Below are 24,893 nucleotides of genomic sequence, written 5' to 3' on the forward strand. Positions count from 1 at the left end.
CGACCATGATCCCGTTCAAGCGAATTTCCCGCCCCGCCCTGCTTGCCCTGGCGTTGTGCGGCGGTGCCGCGCACGCCGCGCTGGTACCGCCCCAGGGTTACTACGAGGGGATCGAAAAGCTCAAGACCGGCGACGGCAACTTCCGCTGCGAAGCTGCCCCCAAGCCATACACCGGTGCCCTGCAGTTCCGCAGCAAGTACGAAGGCTCGGACAAGGCACGGGCAACGCTCAATGCCGACTCGGAAAAGGCCTTTCGCAAGTCCACCGAAGACATCACCACCCTTGAGAAAGGCGTGAGCAAGATGATCGGCCAGTACATGCGTGACGGCCGCCCGGCGCAGCTCGACTGCACCCTGGCCTGGCTGGGCGACTGGGCTCGCGCCGATGCGCTGATGTCCACCGACTACAACCACACCGGCAAGTCGATGCGCAAATGGGCGCTGGGCAGCATGAGCGGTTCGTGGCTGCGCCTGAAGTTCTCCAATTCGCAGCCGCTGGCCGCGCACCAGGCCGAGGCCGAGCTGATCGAAAAATGGTTCGCCCGCCTGGCCGAGCAGACCGTGCGCGACTGGAGCGACCTGCCACTGGAGAAGATCAACAACCACAGCTACTGGGCTGCCTGGGCAGTAATGGCCAGCGCCGTGGCCACCGACCGTCGCGACCTGTTCGACTGGGCCGTGAAGGAATACCGGGTTGGCGCCAACCAGGTCGACGAGCAGGGCTTCCTGCCCAACGAACTGAAGCGCAAGCAACGCGCCCTGGCTTACCACAACTACGCCCTGCCGCCGCTGGCGATGATCGCCAGCTTCGCCCAGGTCAATGGCGTGGATGTGCGCGGCGAGAACAACAACGCCCTGCAGCGCCTGGCGCAGCGGGTGCTGAACGGGTCGAAGGACCCCAGCGAGTTCAAGGCCCGCAATGGCGAGAAACAGGACATGAAAGACCTGAAGATCGACAGCAAGTACTCGTGGATGGAGCCCTACTGCAGCCTGTATGCGTGCAGTGGCGACACCCTGCAACGCAAGCGCGGTATGCAGCCGTTCAACAGCTTCCGGCTGGGCGGCGACCTGACCCGGGTCTATGACCCGAGCGCAGAGAGCAAGAAGTAACACACCCCAATGTGAGGGTGGCACCTGTGGGAGCCGGCTTGCCGGCGATGGGCTGCGTAGCAGCCCCTGTGTACCGCTGGGCAGGGCTTCGCCTTGCATCGCCGGCAAGCCAGCTCCCACAGAGGTACTAGGTTGCCTTCCAGTCTTGCACTGGGGGGTTTGGGGGGCGCTTTGCCCCGGATGCTGTGAACAAAAAGGAGAACCGGGATGGTCTTCTCGTCCAACGTGTTCCTGTTCCTGTTCTTGCCGATCTTCCTCGGCCTGTACTACTTGAGCGGGCAACGTTATCGCAACCTGCTGCTGCTGGTCGCCAGCTACATCTTCTACGCCTGGTGGCGGGTGGACTTCCTGGCCCTGTTCGCCGGGGTCACCCTGTGGAACTACTGGATCGGCCTGAAAGTCGGCGCCGCCGGTGTACGCACCAAGCCCGCGCAGCGCTGGCTGCTGCTCGGCGTCGGTGTCGACCTGGCGATCCTCGGCTACTTCAAGTACGCCAACTTCGGCGTCGACAGCCTCAACGCGATCATCTCCTCGTTCGGCCTGGAGCCGTTCATCCTCACCCACGTGCTGCTGCCGATCGGTATCTCGTTCTACATCTTCGAGTCGATCAGCTACATCATTGACGTGTACCGCGGCGACACCCCGGCCACCCGCAACCTGATCGACTTTGCGGCGTTCGTGGCGATCTTCCCGCACCTGATCGCCGGCCCCGTGCTGCGCTTCAAGGACCTGGTCGACCAGTTCAACAACCGCACCCACACCCTGGACAAGTTCTCCGAAGGCTGCACCCGCTTCATGCAGGGCTTCATCAAGAAAGTGTTCATCGCCGATACCCTGGCGGTAGTGGCCGACCACTGCTTCGCCCTGCAGAACCCGACCACCGGCGATGCCTGGCTCGGCGCCCTGGCCTACACCGCGCAGCTGTACTTCGACTTCAGCGGCTACAGCGACATGGCCATCGGCCTGGGCCTGATGATGGGCTTCCGCTTCATGGAGAACTTCAAGCAGCCGTACATCAGCCAGTCGATCACCGAGTTCTGGCGGCGCTGGCACATCAGCCTGTCGACCTGGCTGCGCGACTACCTGTACATCACCCTGGGCGGTAACCGCAAAGGCACCTTCAACACCTACCGCAACCTGTTCCTGACCATGCTGCTGGGCGGCCTGTGGCATGGCGCCAACTTCACCTACATCATCTGGGGTGCCTGGCATGGCATGTGGCTGGCCATCGAGCGCGCGCTGGGCATCGACACCAACCCGCAGCGTTTCAACCCGGTGAAGTGGGCATTCACCTTCCTGCTGGTGGTGGTCGGCTGGGTGATCTTCCGTGCCGAAAACCTGGAAGTGGCCGGTCGCATGTACGGCGCCATGTTCAGCTTCGGCGACTGGCAGCTGTCGGAACTCAACCGTGCCCAGCTCACCGGCCTGCAGGTGGCCACCCTGGTGGTCGCCTACATCACCCTGGCGTTCTTCGGCCTGCGCGACTTCTACCGCAACGCCAGGCCAACGCCCAAGGCCACCCCGGTGGAGATCAACAGCGACGGTTCGATCGGCCTGGACTGGACCCGGGTGATGACCCGCGCCCTGGTGCTGCTGCTGTTCGTGGCCTCGATCCTCAAGCTTTCGGCGCAGAGCTACTCGCCGTTCCTTTACTTCCAGTTCTGAGGTTGATGACATGACCCGGACATTACGCATTACCTATTCGCTGTCGTTCCTCGGCCTGCTGGTGGGCATGGGCGTCTGGTCCACCGGTGGCCTGCAAAGCTTCCAGCGTACCGAGCAGATGACCCTGCTCAACGGCAAGCTGGCCAAGGCCGCCGAGACCCACTACGACGAGCAGTTCCCAATCAAGCGCCTGGGCACCAACCTTTGGGCGGCGATGGACTTCAAGCTGTTCAACGAAGGCCGCCCCGGCGTGGTGCTGGGCCGCGACCAGTGGCTGTTCAGTGACGAAGAGTTCAAGCCCACCGCCGGTGCCGAGCAGCTGATGCAGGAAAACCTGGCGCTGATCCGTGGCGTGCGCGACACCCTGCAGCAGCATGGCAGCCAGCTGGTGCTGGCGATCGTGCCGGCCAAGGCGCGGGTGTACGCCGAGTACCTGGGCAAGGAACTGCCGACCAGCCTGCATGACGACCTGTACAACCAGTTCCATGCCCAGGCACGCCAGGCCAACGTGTTCGCCCCGGACCTGATGGCACCCATGGAGCAGGCCAAGGCCCGCGGCCAGGTGTTCCTGCGCACCGACACCCACTGGACGCCGATGGGCGCCGAAGTGGCGGCGCAGGCACTGGCCGAAGCGGTCAGCCGCCAGAGCCTGCTCAACGGCGACCCGCAGGCGTTTATCACCGAAGCCGGCAGCACCGCGCCATACAAGGGCGACCTGACCAACTTCCTGCCACTGGACCCGCTGTTCAGCAACCTGCTGCCAGCCCCGGACAACCTGCAGCAACGCACCACTCGCCCGGTCGAGGCCGAAGGTGAAGCCGGTGACGCACTGTTCGCCGACACGCAGATCCCGGTTGCGCTGGTGGGCACCAGCTACAGCGCCAACCCGCACTGGAACTTCCTCGGCGCGCTGCAGCAGGCCCTGCGCAGCGACGTGGCCAACTACGCCGAAGACGGCCATGGCCCGCTACTGCCGATGCTCAAGTACCTGCAAAGCGATGCCTTCAAGAACGCCGCACCCCAGGTGGTGGTGTGGGAATTCCCCGAACGTTATCTGCCAATGAAGAACGACCTCAGCAGCTTCGATCCACAGTGGATCGCCCAGCTGAAGAACACCCGTAAATCCGAAGAAAACCTGGCTTTGTCGTCCACCCGGACAACCCACTGATCAGAGGAAACATACACATGACTACCAAGACTTCCATTGCCAAAGCCCTCACCCTCGCAGCCGGCCTGTCCCTGGCCTCCATGCAGGCCTTCGCCGGTGCCGACGCTGCGCTGTATGGCCCGAGCGCACCGAAAGGCTCGACCTTCGTGCGCCTGTACAACGCCTCCGGCGCACCGGCTGCAGCCTCGGTCGGCAACACCCAGATCAAGCAGGTTGGCGCCCAGGCCAGCAGCGACTTCAGCTTCCTGCCAGGGGGTGACTACACCGCCCAGGTCGGCGGCAAGAGCGTGCCGGTCAAGCTGGCTGCGGACAAGTACTACACCCTGGTCAACAGCGCCAGCGGCAACCCGCAGCTGATCGAAGAGCCGCCGTTCAAGAACAAGCAGAAAGCCCTGGTTCGCGTGCAGAACCTGAGTGACCAGCAACTGACCCTGAAGACCGCTGACGGCAAGACCGAAGTGGTCAAGCCGGTGGCCGCCAACGGCCGTGGCGAACGCGAAATCAACCCGGTCAAGGTCAACCTGGCGCTGTACCAAGGAGACAAGAAAGTGGGTGACGTCAAACCCGTCGCCCTGGAGCGCGGCGAAGCCGCAGTGCTGTACGTAACGGGTTCCGGCAACGCCTTGTCGCCGGTGTGGGTAACTCGCCCCGTGGCTAGCAACTGATTCCCCTGCCTCTCAACGACTATTGGAGAAACATGATGATCCCGGTAATTCTTTCTGGTGGTAGCGGTTCCCGTCTGTGGCCTCTGTCGCGCAAGCAGTTCCCCAAGCAGTTCCTGGCCCTGACCAGTGAACACACCCTGTTCCAGCAAACCCTCGAGCGCCTGGTGTTCGAAGGCATGGACACACCGATCGTGGTCTGCAACAAGGACCACAAGTTCATCGTGCAAGAGCAACTGGCCGCGCTGAAGCTGGAAACCCAGGGCATCCTGATGGAACCGTTCGGCCGCAACACCGCGCCGGCCGTGGCCATGGCCGCCATGAAGCTGGTCAACGAAGGCCGCGACGAGCTGATGCTGGTGCTGCCCGCCGACCACGTGATCGATGACCAGAAGGCCCTGCAACGCGCCCTGGCCCTGGCCACCGTGGCCGCCGAGCGTGGCGAGATGGTGCTGTTCGGCGTGCCGGCGACCAAGCCAGAAACCGGCTACGGCTACATCCGTTCCAGCCAGGACGCCCTGCTGCCTGAAGGCGTGGCGCGCGTGGCGCAGTTCGTCGAGAAGCCCGACGAAAAACGCGCCGCCGAGTTCGTCCAGGCCGGCGGCTACTTCTGGAACAGCGGCATGTTCCTGTTCCGTGCCAGCCGCTTCCTCGAAGAGCTGAAAAAGCACGACGGCGACATCTACGACACCTGCGTGCTGGCCCTGGAGCGCAGCCAGGAAGACGGTGATGTGCTGAGCATCGACGAAGCCACCTTCGCCTGCTGCCCGGACAACTCCATCGACTACGCGGTGATGGAAAAGACCCAGCGCGCCTGCGTGGTGCCGATGTCGGCCGGCTGGAGCGACGTGGGCTGCTGGTCGTCGCTGTGGGAAGTGCACGAGAAGGACGACAACGGCAACGTCACCAAGGGCGACGTGGTGGTGCAGGACAGCCACAACTGCATGATCCATGGCAACGGCAAGCTGGTGTCGGTGATCGGCCTGGAGAACATCGTGGTGGTCGAGACCAAGGACGCCATGATGATTGCCCACAAGGACAAGGTCCAGGGCGTAAAGCAGATGGTCAAGACCCTCGACGAGCAGGGCCGCAGCGAAACCCAGAACCACCTGGAAGTGTATCGCCCGTGGGGCTCGTACGACTCGGTGGACATGGGCGGCCGCTTCCAGGTCAAGCACATCACCGTCAAGCCGGGCGCCAGCCTGTCGCTGCAGATGCACCACCACCGTGCCGAGCACTGGATCGTGGTGTCCGGCACCGCCGAGGTGACCTGTGACGAGAACGTGTTCCTGCTGACCGAGAACCAGTCCACCTACATCCCGATCGCCTCGGTGCACCGCCTGCGCAACCCGGGCAAGATCCCGCTGGAGATCATCGAAGTGCAGTCCGGCAGCTACCTGGGCGAGGATGACATCGAGCGCTTCGAGGATGTGTATGGACGTACCTCTACACCCATCGAGCGTGGTGTTTCGGTGAAGACCATCGCGCAGTAATGCAACCCCTGGGGCCGCATTGCGGCCCCGCTTTTTGAGCCACTCCCCATTTCGGGCTACGATGGTCAGACTCCGCGCAACCAAGGTCTGCCCGCCCCATGATCATCGGTGCCTTCCTCATCCTCACCTGGCTGGTGCTGCTGTTGCGCTACCCGGCCAAGGCCCTGCCGATCTCGCTGGCTGCCGTTTGTGGCCTGGGCCTGGTGGCCCTGTTCGTCGTCTGGCAGGACACCCGCGAAACCTCGCAACTGGCCCGCCTGGACATGCGCCTGACCTACGCTCCCGAACACTGCCCCGCCGACCGGGCCCTGCAGGTGCGCATGAAGAACGGCAACGACGTGCCGCTGACCGAACTGCGCTGGCGGGTGGCGGCGTATGCGCCGGGCGATACCGTGAACCTGGCGGAGAACACCTACAACGCCCCGCGCTACCGTGGGCCGGGTGAACTGCAGCCAGGGGCCGAGTGGAAAGACTGCCTGCCACTGCCGCCACTGCGCTCCGGGTACCGGCCGCAGACCCTGGAATTTCGTGCAGAGCATCTGCAAGGTACGTTTGCCAACTAATGTATCGCCTGTGCCGGCCCTTTCGCGGGCTTGCCCGCTCCCACAGGTACTGCACAGTACTCAAGAGCTGTGGAGTACCTGTGGGAGCGGGCAAGCCCGCGAAAGGGCCGGCACAGGCAACATCAACTTCCCCTGACAACAGGCCCCAACCATGCCCACCGTCCTGATCACCGGTTGTTCCAGCGGCATCGGCCGCGCCTTGGCCGACGCCTTCCGCGATGCCGGCCACCACGTCTGGGCTACCGCCCGCAAACCTGAGGATGTCGAGCAACTGAACGCCGCCGGTTTCACCGCCCGGCAACTTGATGTGAACGACAGCGAGGCGCTGGCCCGCCTGGCCGAGGAACTGGTAAACCTCGATATCCTGATCAACAACGCCGGCTACGGCGCCATGGGCCCGCTGCTCGATGGCGGTGTGGATGCCCTGCGCCAGCAGTTCGAAACCAACGTATTCGCCGTGGTCGGTGTTACCCGCGCATTGTTCCCACAGCTACGCCGCTCACGGGGCCTGGTGGTGAACATCGGCAGCGTATCAGGCGTGCTGGTCACGCCGTTCGCCGGCGCCTACTGCGCCTCGAAAGCAGCCGTGCATGCCCTGAGCGATGCCTTGCGCCTGGAACTGGCGCCGTTTGGTGTGCAGGTAATGGAAGTGCAGCCAGGAGCGATTGCCTCGCAGTTCGCCAGCAATGCCCAGCGCCAGGCCGAGCAGGTGCTGGCGACGGATTCGGCGTGGTGGCCGTTGCGCGAGCATGTGCAGGCACGGGCGCGGGCTTCGCAGGACAAACCGACCTCGGCGGCGGTGTTTGCCCAAGGCGTGTTGGCAGCGGTCGGGAAGTCGCCGGTGCCAGCGGTGGTGCGGTTGGGGAACGGCAGTACGGCGTTGCCGTTGATGGCCCGGTTACTGCCGCGGCGGGTGCTGGATTGGGCGTTGCGCAAGCGGTTTGGCCTGCTGCGCCCGCTCTGATTGATTGCCTGTGCTGGCCTCTTCGCGGACTTGCCCGCTCCCACAGGGATAGTGTGATCCCGAAGATTGCACTGTACCTGTGGGAGCGGGCAAGCCCGCGAAGAGGCCGGTACAGGCAAAACAGATCAGGCAATGGAACGCAGCACCCCGCCGTCAACCCGCAAGGCAGCCCCGGTAGTGGCACTGGCCTGCATCGATGCCAGGTACACCACCATGTTCGCCACCTCCTCCACCGTCGCCAGCCGCTTGATCAGCGAGGTCGGCCGGTGCTCGGCCAGGAAGTTGGCTTCCAGCTCTTCAGTCGACACCCCCTGCTCCTCGGCCAGCTTGGCAAAGAAGTCGCCCACACCTTCCGAACGCGTAGGCCCAGGCAGCACCGAATTCACCGTCACCCCGGTGCCGGCCAGGGTCTCGGCCAGCCCGCGCGACACCGCCAGCAACGCAGTCTTGGTCATGCCGTAATGAATCATCTCGGTCGGGATCTGCAGCGCCGACTCACTGGACAGGAACACCACCCGCCCCCATTTGCGCTCGGCCATGCCTTGGGCATAGTGGCGCGACAGGCGAACGGCGCTGAGCACATTGACGTCGAAGAAACGCTGCCAGTCCTCATCCCCGATCTCGAAGAACGGCTTGGGCTCGAAGATGCCCAGGTTGTTGACCAGGATGTCGGTGTGCGGCACCTGGTTGAACAACTTCTGCGCACCGGCCTGGGTGCCCAGGTCGGCAGCGATGCCGATGATGCGCGCCTGCGGCAGGCGTTCGCGCACAACTTTGAGGGCTTCGTCGACCCGGGCCTGGGTGCGACCGTTGAGGACCACTTCGGCCCCCGCCTCGGCCAGGCCGATGGCAATGGCCAGGCCGATGCCCGCGGTGGAGCCGCTGACGATGGCGCGCTTGCCGTTCAGGGAAATGTGCATCTGTGCCTCCTCATCTGTCTGGGAAATCGCTGGGGCTGCTCCGCAGCCCTTCGCGGGCACGCCCGCTCCTACAGGTTTAACTGTGGGAGCGGGCATGCCCGCGAAGGGCCGCTGGGCGGCCCCCTGCCGCTATGCTTTCTTCACAGGCTGCTCATCAAACGCCTGCCAGCCACCACCCAGGGCCTTGTACAGCCCCACCAACGCCTGCGACACCGCCGCCGAACTGTCGATCCACTGTTCCTCGCTGACCAGCAGGGCACCCTGCACCGTCAGCACATTGAGAAAGTCCACCGCCCCTTCCACATACTGGCGCTGGGCAGTTTCCAGGGCGATGCGGTTCTGCCGCACCGCCTCGGCCAGGTGGTCGCGGCGCAGCTGGCTGGCGTTGTACAGGCGTAGCACATCGTCGATTTCATGCCAGGCACCCAGCACCACCTTGCGGTAGTTCAGCGCCGCTTCCTGCTGCTGCGCCTCGCGCAGTTCCAGGGTGCCCTTGAGCCGGCCACCCTCGAAGATCGGCAGCGACAGCTGTGGCCCGAAGGCGAACCGGCGTGAATCCCAGGCGCCGAAATCGGACAACTGCATGGCCTGGAACCCGACACTGCCCGACAGCCGGATGCTGGGGTAGAAGTCGGCCTTGGCCACGCCAATGCTGGCGGTGGCGGTATGCAGGCGGGCCTCGGCCTGGCGAATGTCCGGGCGGCGTTCGGCCAGTTCGGACGGCAGGCCAATGGCGAACTTCTGCTGCGGCGCAGGCAGTTCGCCGCCCTGCAGCAACTCGGCCTGCAGGCTGCGCGGCGGTTCGGCGGCGAGCAGGCTGAGAGCGTTGATCAGGTCATCGCGCCGCGCTTCCAGGCTTGGCAGGCGCGACTCGATCGAGGCGACCTGGGCACTGGCCTGGGCCACGTCCAGGCGCGTGGCGACACCTTCGGCCTGGCGGTTTTCGGACAACTTCAGACTGTGCTGGGCGACCTTGAGGTTGTCGCGGGTCACATCGATGGTGTGCTGCACGGCGCGCAGCTGGATGTAGTTGCCGGCGGTTTCCGAAAGCAATGCCAGCAGCACGCCGCGGCGGTCGTTCTCGGCCACTTCGACCGTGGCATCGGCAGCCTCGACCTGGCGCCGCACACGGCCCCACAGGTCCAGCTCCCAACCGGCTACCAGGTCGCCCTGCCAGAGGTTGAAGGCTTCCTTGCCCGCCTTGCCGGACGGGTCACTCAGGCCTTCGGCACTGTTGCGCGAGCGGCTGTAGCCAGCGTTCACGTCCACCGACGGTACTTCGTCGGCAGCCACGGTGCTGCGCAGGGCGCGGCTTTGCAGCAGGCGGGCACTGGCCATCTGCAGGTCGAGGTTGCGCTCGGCAACGCGCTGGATCAAGGCACTCAGGCGGGTATCGTGGAAGCTCTCCCACCAGCGCAGTTCCAGCGGTTCGGCCTGCGGCTGGCTGGCCGCCGCTTCACCTTGCAGCGGCGCCCACTGTTGCGGTGCCTGGCTGTCAGGGCGCTGGAAGTCCGGGCCCAGGGTGCAGCCAGCCATCAATACGGCCAGCAGCAACGGGCTCAAGCGTAATGCCGGTTTCATCGTGCGCTTACCTCTTTGCCGTCCAGCTTGTCGCCACGGGTGTCGATGGTCGCTTCCACCGACATGCCCACGCGCAGGCGGGCAAGCAGCGGCTGGCCGTCATCGAAAACGATCTTCACCGGGATGCGCTGCACCACCTTGGTGAAGTTGCCGGTAGCGTTGTCCGGCTTGACCGCGGCGAAGGTCACGCCGGTGGCCGGGGCGATGCTTTCCACATGGCCTTGCAGCTTCTCACCGGCAAAGGTGTCGACGCTGATGCTCACGGCCTGGCCAGGCTGTACGTGGGTCAGCTGGGTTTCCTGGAAGTTGCCGACCACGTAGGCCTGCTGCAACGGCACCACCGACAGCAGGCGGGCGCCCGGGTTGACGTAGGCACCGACACGCAAGGCGCGCTCGCCGACCATGCCGTCCACCGGCGCGGTGATGCGGGTGTAGGACAGATCGAGCTGGGCCTTTTCCAGCCCTGCCTCGGCCCGCTTCAGCTGGCCGTCGGCACTGGCCACCTGGGCGGTAAGGATATCCACCTGCTTGCGTGCCGCTACCAGCGCCGCCTGGGCATTGGCCAGGCGTGCGCGGGCCTGGTCGACCCCGCTGCGCGCCTGCTGGGCGTTCTGCACGGTGCCGGCACCCTGCTCGGCCAGGCGGCTGTAGCGGTTGACCTCATGGTCGGCGAACGCCGCTTCGGCCTGGGCCGCTTTCACTGCGGCCTCAGCCTGGGCAATCAGCGACGCCTGGCGCTCGAGGGTGGCACGGGCATCGGCGCTTTGCGCCTGGGCCACCAGCAACTGCGCCTGCGCGGCATCCAGCGCGGCCTGGTAGTCACGGGCATCGATGGTCGCCAGCAACTGGCCGGCCTTGACCTGCTGGTTGTCCTCCACCAGCACCTCCTTGATGAAGCCGGCGATCTTGGGCGCGACCACGGTGTAGTCGGCGATCACATAGGCGTCATTGGTGCTCTGGCGGTGGTCGCTGCCGAACATCCAGGGGCCAGCGATGCCGGCCAGGACGGCCACGGCAAGCACCGAGCCGATGAACAGGGTTTTGCGGTTGTTGGTCATTTCAGTGGTTCTCGAATTCATCCAGGGTTCAGGCCACCGCGCGCGGCGGATAGACCCGGGTAGGCACGAAAGGAATCAGGCAGATCAGGGCCACGGCAATGCAGGCCATGACCAGGTAGAGGTCGGCCGAGGTCAGCACCAGCGCCTGGTCGTGGATGCGCCTGGCCAGGCCGGCTGCGTTACCGTCGACCAGCGGGGCGTTGCCCAGGCTGTCCACCAGGTGGTTGGAATGGAAGTGCCGACGCAGGGTGCCAAGGGCGTCCAGCAGGCCACCGGCGATCACCGCGGCCAGGCCCTTGACGGTGTTGAACCAGCTGGAGGCGAACGGGCCTTCCTGCGGGGTCATGCCGTTGGTGGACAGCATCAGCAGCGGCAGCACTGCCATTGGCTGGCCGAACACCTGCAGCAGGTAGAACGGGTAGAAGTCGCCACGGATCCACTCGCTGGTCAGCAGGCTGCTGCCGACACAGGACACCGCCAGCATCGCCAGGCCGATGCCCAGCACCCAACGGCAGTCCACCGCGCGGATGTTGCACAGCGCCGCCGTCAGCGGCAGGGCGATCAGCTGCGGCATGGCCACCAGCATCATCAGCGGGCTGGTCTGCGCCGGGCGGTAGCCCTGGATCTGCGCCAGGTAGGCCGACGGAATGCTGCCAACACCCGAGAGCACGATCAGCACACCGGCCAGGGTCACCAGGGCGAAACTCAGGTTGCGCCGTGACAGCATGCGCAACTGGAAGAACGGCAGCGGCTCGGACCATTCGTTGTACATGAACAGCACCAGCAACAGCAGGCCACCGCCGAGCAGCCAGCAGATCAGCGGCGAATCGAACCAGCCCCAGCGGTCACCCAGCGACAGGCCCAGCACGATGCAGCTGATGGCGGGCAGGCCGAGCAGCACGCCGCGCCAGTCGAACTGCTTGAAGCGCTCCAGGCGCAGCGGGTCCTGCGGCAGGCCCCAACCGACGCAGAACATGGCCAGCAGCGAGGGCAGGATGATCTGCCAGAACGCCCACTGCCAACCGACGTATTCGGTCCACAGCCCTGCCAACGGCGTGCCGAGGTTGGGGCCGAAGGTGGCGGTGAGGGCATAGCAGGCCAGGCCATAGACCTTGATGCCCGGTGGCAGGAAGCGCAGGGCCACGCTCATCAACATCGGCGGCAAGGCGCCAGAGGCGAAGCCCTGGAGCACACGCAGCAGCATCAGGCTGTGCAGGTTGGGGGCGAACGGTTGCAGCAGGCCGAGCACGGCGAACAGGCCGATGGCGCTCATGGTGAAGCGCCGCAGCGAGAACGTGGTGGCCAGCCATGGCGCGAAGGCCATGGCCGAGACCGAGGCGGCGCTGTAGACCGCCAGCAGCCAGGCGCCTTCGTCGGCACCGATGCCCATGGCCCCACGGACATCGGCCAGGGAGATCTTGGTCACCGACTCGTTGAGGCCCGCGCACAATACGGCCAGCAGCACACCGAACAGCCCGACCACTACCTGCAGGCCGAACGCAGTCTGCGCAGGCGCGGCCGGCACGGGGGCGGCGGCAATCGCGGCAGACGGGGCGGACAGGGAACTCATGGGCAGACATCTCCAGCAACAAATTTGCGACTGGAGCAAGTCTAAGAAGGTCGAATGCTGACGAAAACTGACTTATCGGTAGGTTTATGTTGCGTTGGACGCAATCCACCTTTTGCAGGTCTGGCCCTATCGCCGGCAAGCCAGCTCCCACAGGTACTGCGCAGGTTTCGAAATGTGCACAAATTCTGTGGGAGCTGGCTTGCCGGAGATGAGGCCCTCACAGGCAGTCAAGGGTCGACGCTGCAGCAAGCCTTCAAGGTCTGCCGCAACCACCGATGTGCCGGGTCATTGTGAAACCGTGGGTGCCATGCCTGCAGCACGGTCACTCGCTCCAGCGGCACCGGGATCTCGAACGAGCGCAGCGGCAGCCCGAGCTTGTGCACGCTGTTGAGGATGTTGGCCGGCATCGGCAGGATCAGGTCGGAATCCGGCAGCGAGAACAGCGCCGAGTGAAAACTCGGGGTAATCAGCGCCACTCGCCGCTGCACCTTGAAGTTGGCCAGTTCCACATCGATCGGCCCATTGGCTCGCCCACGGCGGGACACGCTGATCTGTGGATAACTGGCAAAACTGTGCGCCGTGATCGGCTGCTCGAAAATCGGGTGGTCGCGCCGCGCCAGGCCCACGTAGTAGGTCTGGAACAGGCTCTGCACCTTGATCTCCGGCCCCAGGTCCACGGTCGAGCTGATGATCAGGTCAGTACGCCCGTCGCGCAGCACGCTGTCATCATCGCCGCCGGGGCTTTCCGGCACGAAGCGCAGCACCGTGCGCGGTGCCTGCTCGTGCATGCGCCGCAGCAGCTGGGCGCCGTAGAGGGCGATGAACAGGTCGTTGGTGCGGATGTTGAAGGCCCGGTCAAGCTTGGGCAGGTCGACCTCGTCGCCACTGCGGAACACCTCGCCGGCCTGCTCCACCAACGCCGCCACCTGCTCGCGCAGGGCCAGCGCCCGCGGCGTCGGCACCAGGCCGCGACCGGCGCGCACCAGGATCGGGTCACCCAACGCATCGCGGATACGCCCCAGGGTCCGGCTCATCGCCGCCGGGCTCAGGTTCATGCGCTGCGCCGCGCCGACCACGCTGCCCTCGTCGAGCAGGGCATCGAGGGCGACGAGCAGGTTCATGTCCGGGAGTTGCATGGCCGTTTTCCGTTACAGCTGTGGGAGATGGCGATGGTAGCAGGTTGCTGGATTGCACCAGACGCAATGCGCTCGTGCGTGGTGAGGCATTTATTTTGGACGGTGATTGGGTCATAAGATTTGCAGTGTCTGTACTGGCCCTATCGCCGGCAAGCCAGCTCCCACAGGTTCAACACAGGCCTTGGGCAATGCGAGGTACCTGTGGGAGCTGGCTTGCCGGCGATAGGGCCGGTACAGGCAAATGCTTAGCCAGCCTGAAACAAGGATTCCACATGCCCAGCCCCGTCCTGATCGCCATCGACGCCTCCCCTGCATCCACTGCCCTGCTCACCCTCGCCCGCCGCTACTGCCGCCCCGGCGAACACGAACTGCACGTGCTGCTGGCCATCGACTCTACCTTCGCCGTCCACGACCAACCCGCGCCTTACACCGCAGAAGAACTGGAAGAATACCCCGCCGCCTGCGAAGAGCAGCACCAGGCCGACCAAGCCGTGGCCGAGGCGGTGCGCGAGTTGCAGCAAGCCGGCTTCGCCAGCCGGGGCTGCATGGTGGCCGGGCAGCCGGTCGAGGCAATCGTGGCCAAGGCGCAGGAACTGAATTGTGAACTGATCATCATGGGCCACCGCCACCTGTCACGGCTGGGGCGGATGCTGGACCCGTCGATCAGCGCGAAGGTGATTGATCGGGTGAAGGTACCAGTATTGGTGGGGGCTGCTGGTTAGCAGTCACGGGCGGTGCAGCAAACCCAGTTTGACCATGCTTCGGAAAAACCATCATAGCGGGTAAGCCAAGGCTTCAACTCCGGGCTTACCCAACCAATAACTTCCAGGCAGAGCAGATGCCGTTGCCGAATATCGGGTTCCAACCAGAGCAAGGCATCGTGGTGAGCTGCTCGATTGCGTAGATCCCGAATCAGATTCAATACCTTTGAAATTTCATTTCTTTGGCGCCTTTTCTTCGGGCACCGGGGGAAGGCAAGGCGTAACTCCTTCCAGAACGCCTGCTCGTGCCTGGTGTTCAGCAGGGAGACCCAAAAACCAAAGCTAAGATCAGAAATGATTTTGTCAGGTGTTGCGGCATGGCGCTTCACCTTGATCGATGCCTTGGCCTTCTCGATTTCTGACCTGTCGACAGCGGTGAGTGAGTCCGCCACCTCCCACCAATCGGCTCGCCCGTACTTGAGCCGCAAAGCCTGATGCATGGCGTTGCGCAGGCTGACTTCCAATACGTGCAGGCACGGGTAGATTGCTTGCCCAAGCAGCATGTTATGGGCATACGCAGTAGCGGCGGCGGTTTTACGAGGGTTGATGGCGTATCGAGCAAGGCGAGGCTTGGAAAATGCCTGCTCAAGAAATTGGCTCCAGTCCTGGTTTGTCAAACTCGTCCTTCCTGTATTAGCATTCGCGATGCAGCCCTATGTCGCCCTCTCCCAGAAGACCTGATGGTCATGCTGGTGATGACGCTAGGTACGTATCAATGGCCCCGCATTGCGGGGCCATTCCTTTTCCGACTCGCTGCCAGAGCAAGCTGCAGGCGACTCGAAAACGGCATTGTGCAGCGCGAGCTACAGGCGACTCATGACATCCGCTTCCTACCCTCGTGTAGTCCTTTTCCTGAAGACACCAAAAAGTCCAACCTAAGCTGTGATTAGCCCTCGCTCGGCTTCACCACCACCGTACAAGTCGTCCCCGCCGCCAGCAAAAACCCGTCCGGCACTTCATCGATATGAATGCGCACCGGCACCCGCTGCGCCAGCCGCACCCAGTTGAAGGTCGGGTTCACATCGGCGATCAACTCGCGGCTCTGTGGGTTGTCGCGGTCGTAGATGCCGCGGGCGATGCTCTCCACGTGGCCCTTGATGCGCTCGCCGCTCATCATCTGCAGCTCGGCCTGGTCCCCCACCTTCACGTGCGGCAGCTTGGTCTCCTCGAAGAACCCGTATACCCAGAACGAGTTCTCGTCGACCACCGCCATCACCGCTTCACCGGTACGTGCATAGTCACCCTTGTGGATATTCAGGTTGGTCACGTAGCCGTCCACCGTGGCCACGATATGCGTGCGCTTGAGGTTCAGTTCGGCGGCGGCCAGTTCGGCAAGGGCCTGCTGGTAGTCCGCCTGGGCGGAGTTGGCGATGTTGCTGGCGTCGTCGCGGTTTTCCTTGGAGATCACCAGGTTGTCCATGTCGGCACGGCGCTTGGCGTTGACCTTGCGCATCTCCCAGGTGGCCTTGCGCGATGCAACCTGCGCCTTGGCCTGGTCGACCGCCAGCTGGTAGTGCTCGGGGTCGATCTGGATCAGCAGGTCGCCCTTCTTCACCCGCTGGTTGTCCTTGACCGGTACGTCCACCACATAGCCAGGCACGTCGGCAGCGACGTTGATGATGTCGGCACGCACACGGCCGTCGCGGGTCCATGGCGTGGTCATGTAGTGCAGCCACAACTGGCGACCGATCACCACGGCAGCGGCAAGCACCAACAGGGTGGCGATCAGGCTGAAGAACTTTTTCATCGAAGGATTCTCACCAGTAGAGCGACAGCGCCAAAGCGCCGAACAGGCAGACGAACAGGCTCAGGCGCAGCAGCGCCGGGTGCCAGAAGAAGCGGTAGCCATCATGGCTGGCAATGAACCGGTCCAGGCCCCAGGCCAGGCCCAGGGCGAACAGGAACATCAAGGTCATGGTGGGCATGTACACGCCATGGAAAGCGATTTCACGGGGCATGGTTTCACGGAGCATCGTGCAGTCCTTTCGCCGGTGCCAACGGCGACTGTGGGTCGAGCAGGGAAGAACGGATGAAGTGCAGGTAACTTTGCGCGCGGCGCAGCACCGAAGTGTCGAAGTGGCGGGCGAAGGGCTCGTCGGTGGCCTGTACGCGGGCGATGGCGTGGTCCACCGCCACCAGCGCGCGTTCGTGATTGCTGGCGCTGGGCTGCAGGAACAGCCGGGCCAGGGCACGGCCCATCACGCGGATCGCCTGGCGCCAGGGCTGCGACTCGGCGTAGGCCGGGTGCACCGGCGCACGGGCCTGTTCCTTGCGCAGCTCGATGATGGCGTGGCCGATTTCCAGCACGGTGAACATCCAGCCCATCAACTGGCTCTGTACCTGCGGCTTGCCGGCTGCCAGGCCATAGGCCTGGTGCAGCAGGTCACGGGTGCGGCTTTCGAAGGCCGTGCCGATGCCGCGCAGGCGGCCGCTGATGGCGAACAGCACCTGCTCGCGCAGTTCCTGCTCCAGGCGGCTCCACAGCCAGCGGCTGTTGGGCGGCAGGATGATCGCCCCGGCAGCGGCACAGACGAACATGCCGATGACCATGCCGATGTAGTCGTTGATGAAGGTATATGGGTCATACACGGTGAGGTTGTTCGGCACCGAGCCGATGGCGAAGAACACCAGCAGGCCGATGCCGTAGCCGGCATAGGCCGGCCGTGACGAAAGGAACGCGCCCAGCACGAACACCGGTGCCAGGACCATGCACAGCAGCGGGAAACCGTCGATCCAGGGGAACACGAAGAAGGTTTCGAAGAAGCCGACGAAGGCACCAATCGCCGTGCCGCAGGCCATCTGGAACGACATGCGCTTGGGGTTCGGCGAGGCTGCCGACAGGCCCACGGTGACGGTGGCGATCAGGGTCATCATGGCGCCGCTGGGCCAGTCGCTGAACAGCCAGTAGCTGCCCAGCAGCAACAGCACCGCCGAGGCGCGCACACCGGCGGCCAACGATACCAGCCAGCTGGTCTGCGCCACGTAGGGCTCATCCCACTGCTCGCGTTCGTGCCGGTGCGCGGCCAGCGAGGCGTGGGTTTCGGCGTAGCCGTACATCTCGTCGACGAAGCGGTAGAGCAGCTCGAAGGCGGTGTGGAAGTCGAGCAGGTCGGACTCGCTCGGCTCGGTTGCCAGGTACTCGGCGCGCAGGCCGCGCACCTGTGCCTGCAAGCCTTCCTTGTAGGCGGCCAGCTCCAGGGTCAGGCGCAGCGCATCGGCGTCGGTCAGCGCCCGGCCCACGTAGGGCTGCAACAGCTCCACCAGGGTGTTCAGGCCCGGCTCGATGGCGCCGACGATCTGCAGCGGGCCGCGGGCGCGCAAGCGCTCCAGCAACCGGTGCAGGGCATTGAAGCGCGTGGTGATGGCCATGAACTCGCTGTTCATGCGCACCAGGCGACCAGAGCGCCGGCGCATGTGCGGGTCTTCGAAGGCGGTGACGTTGCGCAGGCTCTCGAGGCCCACTGCTTCAGCGACGAAGCGCACGTTGCTGCTCTCGAAGCGGTCCCGCTGGCTTTCGCCGCGCAGAGCCTCGACCACCACCCCGGCGAACACGCCAAAGCGCTGGTACAGGGCGTTGCGCATGGCGGCACTGGCCGACTGCGGCAAGATCGCGGCGCTGACGAAGGTCGACACCAGAATGCCCAGGGCAATTTCCAGCACCCGCCATACCGCCGCCATGAACGCCTGGTCAGGGTGCTCCAGCACCGGCAGGCCGATCATCGCCGCGGTGTAGCCGGCCAGCACGAAGCCATAGGCGCGGAAGGTGCGGTAGCGCATGGCACCGGCCGAGCACAGGCCTACCCACAGGGCCAGGCTGGGCAGGAACAGCTCGGTGTTCTGCGGGAATATGGCGATCAGCGCCACCATCATCGCCGAGCCGGCCAGGGTGCCGAGCACCCGGTAGAAGCTCTTGGCGAACACATGCCCGCTTTGCGGCTGCATGACGATGAACACGGTGATCATCGCCGTGCGCGGTTGCGGCAACTCCAGGCGCATGGCCAGCCACAGGGTGATGAACGCAGCGGCCAGCACCTTGAAGATGTACACCCAGGTCACCCCGTCGGTGCGCGCCCAGGCAAAGAAGCCCCGGCGCCATTCCAGGCTCTGCAGCCAGCGCACGGGCAAACTGGAAGTGCTCATTCGGCGTTATCCGGCTTCTTGTCGAAAATGGCCAAGGTGGCCGGCGTTTTCGGTGCGGCCTGGCGCTCCTCTTTCGGTACATCCTGACCAGCCTGCAAGCCACCGCCCAGGGCGGTGACCAACTCGGCATGGGCAATCAGGCGGGCAGCCTGCACCTGCTGTTGCACCTGCTGCTGGCGGAACAGCAAGGTCTGGGCGTTGAGCACGTTGAGGTAGTCGGTAAGGCCACGCTGGAAGGCGACCATGGCGATGTCGTAGGTTTTCTGCGCGGCCGCGACCGACTCGGCGGCGAAGTGCGACTGCTCCTTCATCGACTCACGGCGGATCAGCTGGTCGGAGATGTTCTTCAGCGCACCGACCACGGTCTGGTTGTAGCGCGCCACAGCCACGTCATAGCCCGCCGAGGCCACGCCCAGCTGCGAGCGCAGGCGACCACCGTCGAAGATCGGCAGGCTGATGGCCGGGCCGACGTTGTAGTTGAACTTGCGCCCGGTGAGGAACTCCAGAGGGCCACCACCGGTTGCCATGAAGCCAAGGCTGCCAACCAGGTCGACGTTGGGGAAGAAGCCAGCATGGGCGACATCGATGCCCCGCGCCTGGGCGGCCACCTGCCAACGGCTGGCGACCACGTCAGGGCGCTGGCCGACCAGTTCGGCCGGCAGGTTCGACGGCAGCTTCAGCGGCGCGGCCAGGGCCAGGCTCGGGCGCTGCAACTGCGCGCCCTCCCCCGGGCCCTTGCCGGCCAGGGCGGCCAGCTGGTTGCGGGCCAGGGCAATTTCTTCGTCCAGGCTGTCGAGCTGGCGGTGGGTTTCCGGCAACGGCGCTTCGGCCTGGCTGACTTCGAAGTGAGTGCCGATGCCGGCATCCAGGCGGCGCTTGGCCAAGGCGAGGATCTGCTCCTGCTGTTCCAGCTCGGCCTTGACGATATCGCGCTGGGCGAAGTGCAGGCTCAGCTGGATGTAGGCGCGCACCACGTTGTTCTGCAGCTCCAGTTGCGCCTGGCGGGCTTCGGCCACGCTCATGTGCGCCTGGTCCACGGCCTGCTCGCTGGCGTTGCGTTCGCGGCCCCACAGGTCGAGTGCATAGCTGAAGCCAATGGCGGCGTTGTTGTCCCAGGTGTTGGCACCGGACAGCGCGCCCGGGCCGTAGAACTGGTCTTCAGGCCAATTGTGGCGCTTGAGCGAGGCCTGGCCGTTGGCCTGGAGCTTTTCCGCCGATTCGAACACGCCGGCCATGGCCTTGGCTTCGCGCACCCGCGCCGCAGCCATGGCCAGGCTCGGGCTGCCGGCCACGGCCAGGGCAACCCAGCGGTCCAGCTGTGGGTCGCCATAGGCGTGCCACCACTGCTGGTCGGGCCAGTGGGCGTCGGTCGCGGCTTCGCGTATGGCCGCGTCGGTGGTCAGGGTGTTGGCTTGCAGCGTCTTGCTTTGCGGGGCAATGCCCCAGGTTCCGATACAGCCGCTCAAGGTGAGGGCAAGGGCACAGGCACTGAACGCATTGAGCGTTCTGATGATGCGACGCGGCACAGCTGCGATTTCCCGAGGAAGAGGTAAAGGGGCCGGGCAATTCTAGGGGGCGGCAGCACTGGCGATAAGCGTGGATTCCTGCGAATCTTTGTTACCAAAACAGCGATAATCCGCCTTTGGTCGAAGGCAACTTTTCATCTCTTTTACGTTACTTCGTGACACAATTTTGTCCTCTACATCGAGAGTGACCCATGGACACCCTGCAAAACATGCGTGCTTTCAGTTGCGTAGCCCAGCTCGGCAGCTTTACCGCTGCCGCCGGGCAACTGGATACGACCACCGCGAACGTGTCGCGGGCGGTCTCCAACCTGGAAGCCCATCTGCAAACAAGGCTGCTCAACCGCACCACCCGCCGCATTGCGCTGACCGAAGCCGGCAAGCGCTACCTGATGCGTTGCGAACAGATTCTTACCTATGTCGAAGAAGCCGAGGCCGAGGCCAGCGACGCCCATGCCCGCCCGGCCGGGCAGTTGAAGGTGCACTCGATGACCGGGGTCGGTCAGCACTTCGTGGTCGACGCCATCGCCCGCTACCGCGAATCGCACCCGGACGTGACCTTCGACCTGACCATGGCCAACCGCGTGCCCGACCTGCTCGACGAGGGCTATGACGTGTCCATCGTGCTGGCCACCGAACTGCCCGACTCGGGGTTCGTGTCCCAGCGCCTGGGCATCACCTACAGCATCGTCTGCGCCTCGCCCGCCTACATCGCCCGCCACGGCGTTGCGCACAAGCCTGCCGACCTGCTCAAGCACGCCTGCCTGCGCATGGTCAGCCCGGTGATCCCGTTGGAGAAATGGCTGTTCGACGGGCCGGAAGGCCAGGAGATGGTCAACATCACCAGCTCGCCGTTCATGGTCAATACTGCCGATGCCATGAAAACCGCCATCCGCAGCGGCATGGGCGTGGGCGTGCTGCCGATCTATTCGGCCATCGACGGCCTGCGCGATGGCAGCCTGGTACGGGTGCTGCCCGAGTACCGGCTGCAGGAGCTGAACCTGTACGCCATCTACCCGTCGCGGCAGTACCTGGATGCCAAGATCAAGACCTGGGTCGAGTACCTGCGCAACTCGCTGCCGGAGATTCTGGCAGCCCATGAGGCGGACCTGAAAACCCATCAGGTGATGATCGCCAACTAAAAAGCTGCTGCATTGCGAGGGCGGACAATGGTAGGTTGCTAACCATTGTCAGGCCATTCGCGGGCACGCCCGCTCCCACAGGTAATGCACAGGCCTTCAATCTGTGCGGTACCTGTGGGAGCGGGCGTGCCCGCGAAGAAGCCCCCACCGTCCCACGCCTTGCAGAGAAGTTGCCCGATGAAAAAGACCGTCCTGGCCTTCAGCCGTATCACCCCGGCCATGGCCGAACGCCTGCAGCAAGACTTCAACGTGATCGTGCCGAACCCCAAGCTCGGCGACATCAATGCCCAGTTCAACGAAGCCCTGCCCGAGGCCCATGGCCTGATCGGCGTTGGCCGCAAGCTCGGCCGGGCGCAGCTTGAAGGGGCCGCCAGGCTGGAGGTGGTATCCAGCGTGTCGGTCGGCTACGACAACTACGACCTGGACTACTTCAACGAACGCGGCATCGCCCTGACCAACACCCCCGACGTGCTGACCGAAAGCACCGCCGACCTGGGCTTCTCGCTGATCATGGGCTGCGCCCGCCGCACCGCCGAGCTGGATGCCTGGACCAAGGCCGGCAACTGGCAGGCCACCGTCGGCCCGACCCACTTCGGCAGCGATGTGCACGGCAAGACCTTGGGCATCGTCGGCATGGGCAACATCGGTGCCGCCATTGCCCGTCGCGGCCGGTTCGGTTTCAACATGCCGGTCATCTATTCCGGCAACAGCCGCAAGACCGCGCTGGAGCAAGAGCTGGGCGCGCAGTTCCGCAGCCTGGAGCAACTGCTGGCCGAAGCCGACTTTGTCTGCATCGTGGTGCCGTTGTCCGATGCCACCCGCAAGCTGATCGGTGCGCGTGAGTTGCAACTGATGAAGCCGAGCGCGTTCCTGATCAACATCGCCCGCGGGCCGGTGGTGGACGAGGCGGCGCTGATCGAGGCACTACAGAACGGCACCATTCGCGGTGCGGGCCTGGACGTGTACGAGAAAGAGCCGCTGAGCGATTCGCCGCTGTTCAAGCTGCCCAATGCCCTGACCTTGCCGCACGTTGGCTCGGCCACTGCCGAAACCCGCGAGGCCATGGCCAACCGGGCAATCGACAACCTGCGCGCGGCGCTGCTGGGTGAGCGGCCGCGAGACCTGGTGAACCCGCAGGTGTGGAAGGGCTGATAGCCCCCTGCTGCCTGCCCTGGCCCTTTCGCGGGCTCGCCCGCTCCCACAGGTACGCCACCGCCCTAAAGGCCTGTGCAGTACTTGTGGGAGCGGGCGAGCCCGCGAAAGGGCCGGCACAGGCAACCCATCACCTATTTGGCCACCACAACACCCTCAGCCACCCTGGCCTTGGGCTTGCGAAACACCAGCACATTCCCCGCCATCACCGCCACCAGCCCCAACAAGGCCGGCGCTGTCCACTGATACCCCTCGGCCACCGCCGACACGTTCAGCGCCACCAACGGGAACAGCACCGTGCAGTACGCTGCCCGCTCCGGCCCCATGCGCCCGACCAGGGTCAGGTAGGCGGTAAAGGCGATCACCGAGCCCGGCACCACCAGGTACAGCAACGAGCCGATGTACCGCACGTTCCACTCCATGCTGAATGGCACACCGCTGACCACGCAGAACACCGCCAGCATCATCGCCCCGTAGACCATGCCCCAGGCATTGGTGGTCATGGGTTTGAGCCCGGCCTTCTGCTGCATGCTCGACAGCATGTTGCCGGCCGAGAAGCACAGCGTGCCGAGCAGGGCCAGGCCAAGACCGTAAAGGGTTTCGCGGCTGGCTGCGTGGTGGGACAGCTCGGGCCAGAACAGCAGCCCCAGGCCGAGCAAGCCCAAGGCGCCGCCGCCGAGCACGTTGCTGGCGATCTTCTGGCCGAAGAAGATCCGCGCGTTGAGTGCATTCCACAGGGTGGCGGTGGAGAACACCACGGCGATCAGGCCGCTGGCAATCCACTGGCTGGCGCTGAGGAAGCAGATGAAGTTGACGCAGAACAGGCACAGGCCCTGGGCCAGACAGATCTGGTGGCCACGCCGGTTCATTGGCTGCAGGCGGCGGGTGAGCAGCAGGAAGGCGAACAGGATCAACCCGGCCAGGGCGAAGCGGTAGACGATCGAGACCGGAATGGCGACCACGCCCAGCTGGAGTTTCAAGGCGATCCAGGTGGTGCCCCAGATCAGGACGGTTAGCAAGTAGAGTGACAGGTTCATCGGTGGGGCTCCTCAGGCGATCGACCGTGCATCCCGGGGCCGCGATGCGGCCCATCGCCGGCAAGCCAGCTCCCACAAGTACAGCGCCAAGCTCGAGGCTGGCGCGGTCCCTGTAGGAGCTGGCTTGCCTGCGATCGAGGGCGCAGCCCTCGCCGAGGCCTCCAGTTTCATCCGGGGGCCCCTCCCCGGCTTGCACAAACTTGCGCATTTGTCCTGCGGGTAGCTGTAAGCCTGCCCAAGGCGCAGTAGGATGGCTGGCAAGAGGAACCGCCCATGACGCCACTCACCCAGCTGCAAGTGTTCAACGCCATGCACGCCTCGCCCCACGCCCGGCTGGAACTGAGCGCGCACCTGGGCGACGGGCTGGCGGCGGCGTTGTGGAGCAACCGCGACGATGCCCGCGACTACCAGGCACCGAGCCATCACACCCTGTCGTGCTACATCGCCGACGGCACCGGCACCTTTCGCCGCCAGCGCCCCGGCGACAAAGGGGCGCCCGACAAGCTGTGCGTGATGCCAGCCGGGCAGGAATCGAACTGGGTGGTCAATGGCGCGATCCGCCTGGCGCACCTGTATGTCAGCGAGGCGCAGTTCGCCCTGGGCTGTGTGCGCCTGCTCGACCGTGAACCGCGTGAGCTGCAACTGCAGGAAGCGACCTTTCTCGATGACCCGCAGCAGGCCAAGCGCTTTCGCCAGCTGATAACCCTGGACTGGGATGAACCTGGCGAGCGCTTGCTGGCCAGCAGCCTGGCGCACGAGATCGTCGACCATGCGCTGCTCAACCAGGTCGGGCTGCGCCAGGGCCTGCGCCTGAAAGGCGGGCTGGCACCGAGCCTGCGCCGGCAAATGGTCGACTACATCGAAGCGCATCTCGACCAGCCCATCACCCTGGGTGAACTGGCCTTGCGCTGCAACCTTTCCGAATACCACTTTGCGCGGATGTTCCGCGCCAGTTTCGGTCTGCCGCCGCACCAGTACCTGCTGGCCCGGCGGCTGCACCGGGCCTGCCAGCTGTTGCGGCTGGGGTTGATGCCTTTGGGGGAGATTGCCCTGTTGTGCGGGTTTGCCAGTGCCAGCCATTTCAGCAACCGGTTCCGCCAGGCGGTCGGTGCAACACCGGGCGAATACCGTTCGGCCATTCGCGGCTAAAGCCGCTTGTATGGTGATACTCGAAGGGGTGGTGGGACGAAAAAGCCGAATCTGACTGTTCACAGCAGTACAGACCGTGGGAGAACTCGCCCCACCCCTT

22 protein-coding genes are annotated in these 24,893 nt (G+C 64.7%); 11 read left to right on the top strand and 11 right to left on the bottom strand.

The features are described 5' to 3' along the window. The first annotated feature begins 5 nt into the window (after positions 1 to 5). From CAG34_RS21025 to CAG34_RS21055, 7 genes are all read left to right on the top strand, one after another. Positions 6 to 1,109 carry a mannuronate-specific alginate lyase gene (locus tag CAG34_RS21025; RefSeq protein WP_025340585.1) on the top strand — a complete coding sequence of 368 codons (1,104 nt, stop codon included), beginning with the start codon at positions 6 to 8 and terminating at the stop codon, positions 1,107 to 1,109. 207 nt (positions 1,110 to 1,316) lie between these two features. After that, on the top strand, positions 1,317 to 2,774 hold the full coding sequence (locus CAG34_RS21030; RefSeq protein WP_085592171.1) for an MBOAT family protein: 1,458 nt from the start codon (positions 1,317 to 1,319) through the stop codon (positions 2,772 to 2,774). A gap of 10 nt (positions 2,775 to 2,784) precedes the next feature. Further along, positions 2,785 to 3,942, top strand: coding sequence for an alginate O-acetyltransferase (locus CAG34_RS21035; protein ID WP_085592173.1), 1,158 nt, complete (start codon positions 2,785 to 2,787; stop codon positions 3,940 to 3,942). 17 nt (positions 3,943 to 3,959) lie between these two features. After that, entirely contained in the window at positions 3,960 to 4,607 is a 648-nt protein-coding gene (locus CAG34_RS21040; RefSeq protein WP_075046290.1) for an alginate O-acetyltransferase AlgF, read from the top strand. A 35-nt stretch (positions 4,608 to 4,642) separates the two neighbouring features. Further along, positions 4,643 to 6,097 (top strand): mannose-1-phosphate guanylyltransferase/mannose-6-phosphate isomerase, encoded by a 1,455-nt coding sequence (locus CAG34_RS21045; protein WP_075046291.1) that lies wholly within the window; start codon positions 4,643 to 4,645, stop codon positions 6,095 to 6,097. 98 nt (positions 6,098 to 6,195) lie between these two features. Beyond that, the gene (locus CAG34_RS21050) at positions 6,196 to 6,660 is read left to right on the top strand and encodes a multidrug transporter (protein WP_085592175.1); all 465 of its coding nucleotides are present in this window, start codon (positions 6,196 to 6,198) and stop codon (positions 6,658 to 6,660) included. Positions 6,661 to 6,811: 151 nt separating this feature from the next. Beyond that, positions 6,812 to 7,624 carry an SDR family oxidoreductase gene (locus CAG34_RS21055; protein ID WP_061552458.1) on the top strand — a complete coding sequence of 271 codons (813 nt, stop codon included), beginning with the start codon at positions 6,812 to 6,814 and terminating at the stop codon, positions 7,622 to 7,624. A 125-nt stretch (positions 7,625 to 7,749) separates the two neighbouring features. Here the strand turns inward: CAG34_RS21055 and CAG34_RS21060 are convergent, their stop codons facing one another. From CAG34_RS21060 to CAG34_RS21080, 5 genes are all read right to left on the bottom strand, one after another. Beyond that, entirely contained in the window at positions 7,750 to 8,544 is a 795-nt protein-coding gene (locus tag CAG34_RS21060) for an SDR family NAD(P)-dependent oxidoreductase (RefSeq protein WP_025340590.1), read from the bottom strand. A gap of 129 nt (positions 8,545 to 8,673) precedes the next feature. Further along, complete coding sequence (locus tag CAG34_RS21065) at positions 8,674 to 10,125, bottom strand: efflux transporter outer membrane subunit (protein WP_085592177.1); 1,452 nt, start codon at positions 10,123 to 10,125, stop codon at positions 8,674 to 8,676. After that, positions 10,122 to 11,183: an HlyD family secretion protein gene (locus CAG34_RS21070; RefSeq protein WP_075046296.1), complete on the bottom strand. Its 1,062-nt coding sequence runs from the start codon at positions 11,181 to 11,183 to the stop codon at positions 10,122 to 10,124. The genes CAG34_RS21065 and CAG34_RS21070 overlap by 4 nt, the downstream gene beginning before the upstream one ends. 28 nt (positions 11,184 to 11,211) lie before the next feature. Then, on the bottom strand, positions 11,212 to 12,753 hold the full coding sequence (locus tag CAG34_RS21075; RefSeq protein WP_085592179.1) for an MFS transporter: 1,542 nt from the start codon (positions 12,751 to 12,753) through the stop codon (positions 11,212 to 11,214). A gap of 227 nt (positions 12,754 to 12,980) precedes the next feature. After that, the gene (locus CAG34_RS21080; protein ID WP_015271755.1) at positions 12,981 to 13,889 is read right to left on the bottom strand and encodes a LysR family transcriptional regulator; all 909 of its coding nucleotides are present in this window, start codon (positions 13,887 to 13,889) and stop codon (positions 12,981 to 12,983) included. A 272-nt stretch (positions 13,890 to 14,161) separates the two neighbouring features. Here CAG34_RS21080 and CAG34_RS21085 point away from each other — a divergent pair, with 272 nt between their 5' ends. Beyond that, the gene (locus tag CAG34_RS21085; protein WP_085592181.1) at positions 14,162 to 14,611 is read left to right on the top strand and encodes a universal stress protein; all 450 of its coding nucleotides are present in this window, start codon (positions 14,162 to 14,164) and stop codon (positions 14,609 to 14,611) included. On the opposite strand, the gene CAG34_RS21090 is transcribed toward CAG34_RS21085, so the two are convergent. The 5 genes from CAG34_RS21090 to CAG34_RS21110 form a co-directional block, all read right to left on the bottom strand. Then, complete coding sequence (locus CAG34_RS21090; RefSeq protein WP_085592183.1) at positions 14,608 to 15,267, bottom strand: Abi family protein; 660 nt, start codon at positions 15,265 to 15,267, stop codon at positions 14,608 to 14,610. The genes CAG34_RS21085 and CAG34_RS21090 overlap by 4 nt on opposite strands. A 269-nt stretch (positions 15,268 to 15,536) precedes the next feature. Next, entirely contained in the window at positions 15,537 to 16,397 is an 861-nt protein-coding gene (locus CAG34_RS21095; RefSeq protein ID WP_013974168.1) for an HlyD family secretion protein, read from the bottom strand. 10 nt (positions 16,398 to 16,407) lie between these two features. Further along, positions 16,408 to 16,608, bottom strand: coding sequence for a DUF1656 domain-containing protein (locus CAG34_RS21100; protein ID WP_008097766.1), 201 nt, complete (start codon positions 16,606 to 16,608; stop codon positions 16,408 to 16,410). Positions 16,609 to 16,612: 4 nt separating this feature from the next. Beyond that, a complete protein-coding gene (locus tag CAG34_RS21105) occupies positions 16,613 to 18,790 on the bottom strand; it encodes an FUSC family protein (RefSeq protein ID WP_025340597.1) in 2,178 nt (725 codons plus the stop codon). Then, complete coding sequence (locus CAG34_RS21110) at positions 18,787 to 20,316, bottom strand: efflux transporter outer membrane subunit (protein WP_085592185.1); 1,530 nt, start codon at positions 20,314 to 20,316, stop codon at positions 18,787 to 18,789. The genes CAG34_RS21105 and CAG34_RS21110 overlap by 4 nt, the downstream gene beginning before the upstream one ends. A 191-nt stretch (positions 20,317 to 20,507) precedes the next feature. Here CAG34_RS21110 and CAG34_RS21115 point away from each other — a divergent pair, with 191 nt between their 5' ends. After that, complete coding sequence (locus tag CAG34_RS21115; protein ID WP_013974172.1) at positions 20,508 to 21,455, top strand: LysR family transcriptional regulator; 948 nt, start codon at positions 20,508 to 20,510, stop codon at positions 21,453 to 21,455. Positions 21,456 to 21,632: 177 nt separating this feature from the next. Then, positions 21,633 to 22,607 carry a D-glycerate dehydrogenase gene (locus CAG34_RS21120; RefSeq protein WP_085592187.1) on the top strand — a complete coding sequence of 325 codons (975 nt, stop codon included), beginning with the start codon at positions 21,633 to 21,635 and terminating at the stop codon, positions 22,605 to 22,607. A 134-nt stretch (positions 22,608 to 22,741) separates the two neighbouring features. On the opposite strand, the gene CAG34_RS21125 is transcribed toward CAG34_RS21120, so the two are convergent. Then, a complete protein-coding gene (locus tag CAG34_RS21125) occupies positions 22,742 to 23,644 on the bottom strand; it encodes a DMT family transporter (protein WP_085592189.1) in 903 nt (300 codons plus the stop codon). A gap of 273 nt (positions 23,645 to 23,917) precedes the next feature. Here CAG34_RS21125 and CAG34_RS21130 point away from each other — a divergent pair, with 273 nt between their 5' ends. Next, positions 23,918 to 24,793 (top strand): helix-turn-helix domain-containing protein, encoded by an 876-nt coding sequence (locus CAG34_RS21130; protein ID WP_075046302.1) that lies wholly within the window; start codon positions 23,918 to 23,920, stop codon positions 24,791 to 24,793. Positions 24,794 to 24,893 lie beyond the last annotated feature (100 nt).

Source organism: Pseudomonas sp. B14(2017), from assembly GCF_002113255.1.
In the GTDB taxonomy this organism is placed as follows: domain Bacteria; phylum Pseudomonadota; class Gammaproteobacteria; order Pseudomonadales; family Pseudomonadaceae; genus Aquipseudomonas; species Aquipseudomonas putida_Z.

Excerpts from the sequence above, each read along its gene's own strand:
- CAG34_RS21025 (WP_025340585.1), top strand. The coding sequence starts at position 6 with ATGATCCCGTTCAAGCGAATTTCCCGCCCCGCCCTGCTTGCCCTGGCG.
- CAG34_RS21030 (WP_085592171.1), top strand. The coding sequence starts at position 1,317 with ATGGTCTTCTCGTCCAACGTGTTCCTGTTCCTGTTCTTGCCGATCTTC.
- CAG34_RS21035 (WP_085592173.1), top strand. The coding sequence starts at position 2,785 with ATGACCCGGACATTACGCATTACCTATTCGCTGTCGTTCCTCGGCCTG.
- CAG34_RS21040 (WP_075046290.1), top strand. The coding sequence starts at position 3,960 with ATGACTACCAAGACTTCCATTGCCAAAGCCCTCACCCTCGCAGCCGGC.
- CAG34_RS21045 (WP_075046291.1), top strand. The coding sequence starts at position 4,643 with ATGATCCCGGTAATTCTTTCTGGTGGTAGCGGTTCCCGTCTGTGGCCT.
- CAG34_RS21050 (WP_085592175.1), top strand. The coding sequence starts at position 6,196 with ATGATCATCGGTGCCTTCCTCATCCTCACCTGGCTGGTGCTGCTGTTG.
- CAG34_RS21055 (WP_061552458.1), top strand. The coding sequence starts at position 6,812 with ATGCCCACCGTCCTGATCACCGGTTGTTCCAGCGGCATCGGCCGCGCC.
- CAG34_RS21060 (WP_025340590.1), bottom strand. The coding sequence starts at position 8,544 with ATGCACATTTCCCTGAACGGCAAGCGCGCCATCGTCAGCGGCTCCACC.
- CAG34_RS21065 (WP_085592177.1), bottom strand. The coding sequence starts at position 10,125 with ATGAAACCGGCATTACGCTTGAGCCCGTTGCTGCTGGCCGTATTGATG.
- CAG34_RS21070 (WP_075046296.1), bottom strand. The coding sequence starts at position 11,183 with ATGACCAACAACCGCAAAACCCTGTTCATCGGCTCGGTGCTTGCCGTG.
- CAG34_RS21075 (WP_085592179.1), bottom strand. The coding sequence starts at position 12,753 with ATGAGTTCCCTGTCCGCCCCGTCTGCCGCGATTGCCGCCGCCCCCGTG.
- CAG34_RS21080 (WP_015271755.1), bottom strand. The coding sequence starts at position 13,889 with ATGCAACTCCCGGACATGAACCTGCTCGTCGCCCTCGATGCCCTGCTC.
- CAG34_RS21085 (WP_085592181.1), top strand. The coding sequence starts at position 14,162 with ATGCCCAGCCCCGTCCTGATCGCCATCGACGCCTCCCCTGCATCCACT.
- CAG34_RS21095 (WP_013974168.1), bottom strand. The coding sequence starts at position 16,397 with ATGAAAAAGTTCTTCAGCCTGATCGCCACCCTGTTGGTGCTTGCCGCT.
- CAG34_RS21100 (WP_008097766.1), bottom strand. The coding sequence starts at position 16,608 with ATGCCCCGTGAAATCGCTTTCCATGGCGTGTACATGCCCACCATGACC.
- CAG34_RS21105 (WP_025340597.1), bottom strand. The coding sequence starts at position 18,790 with ATGAGCACTTCCAGTTTGCCCGTGCGCTGGCTGCAGAGCCTGGAATGG.
- CAG34_RS21115 (WP_013974172.1), top strand. The coding sequence starts at position 20,508 with ATGGACACCCTGCAAAACATGCGTGCTTTCAGTTGCGTAGCCCAGCTC.
- CAG34_RS21120 (WP_085592187.1), top strand. The coding sequence starts at position 21,633 with ATGAAAAAGACCGTCCTGGCCTTCAGCCGTATCACCCCGGCCATGGCC.
- CAG34_RS21125 (WP_085592189.1), bottom strand. The coding sequence starts at position 23,644 with ATGAACCTGTCACTCTACTTGCTAACCGTCCTGATCTGGGGCACCACC.
- CAG34_RS21130 (WP_075046302.1), top strand. The coding sequence starts at position 23,918 with ATGACGCCACTCACCCAGCTGCAAGTGTTCAACGCCATGCACGCCTCG.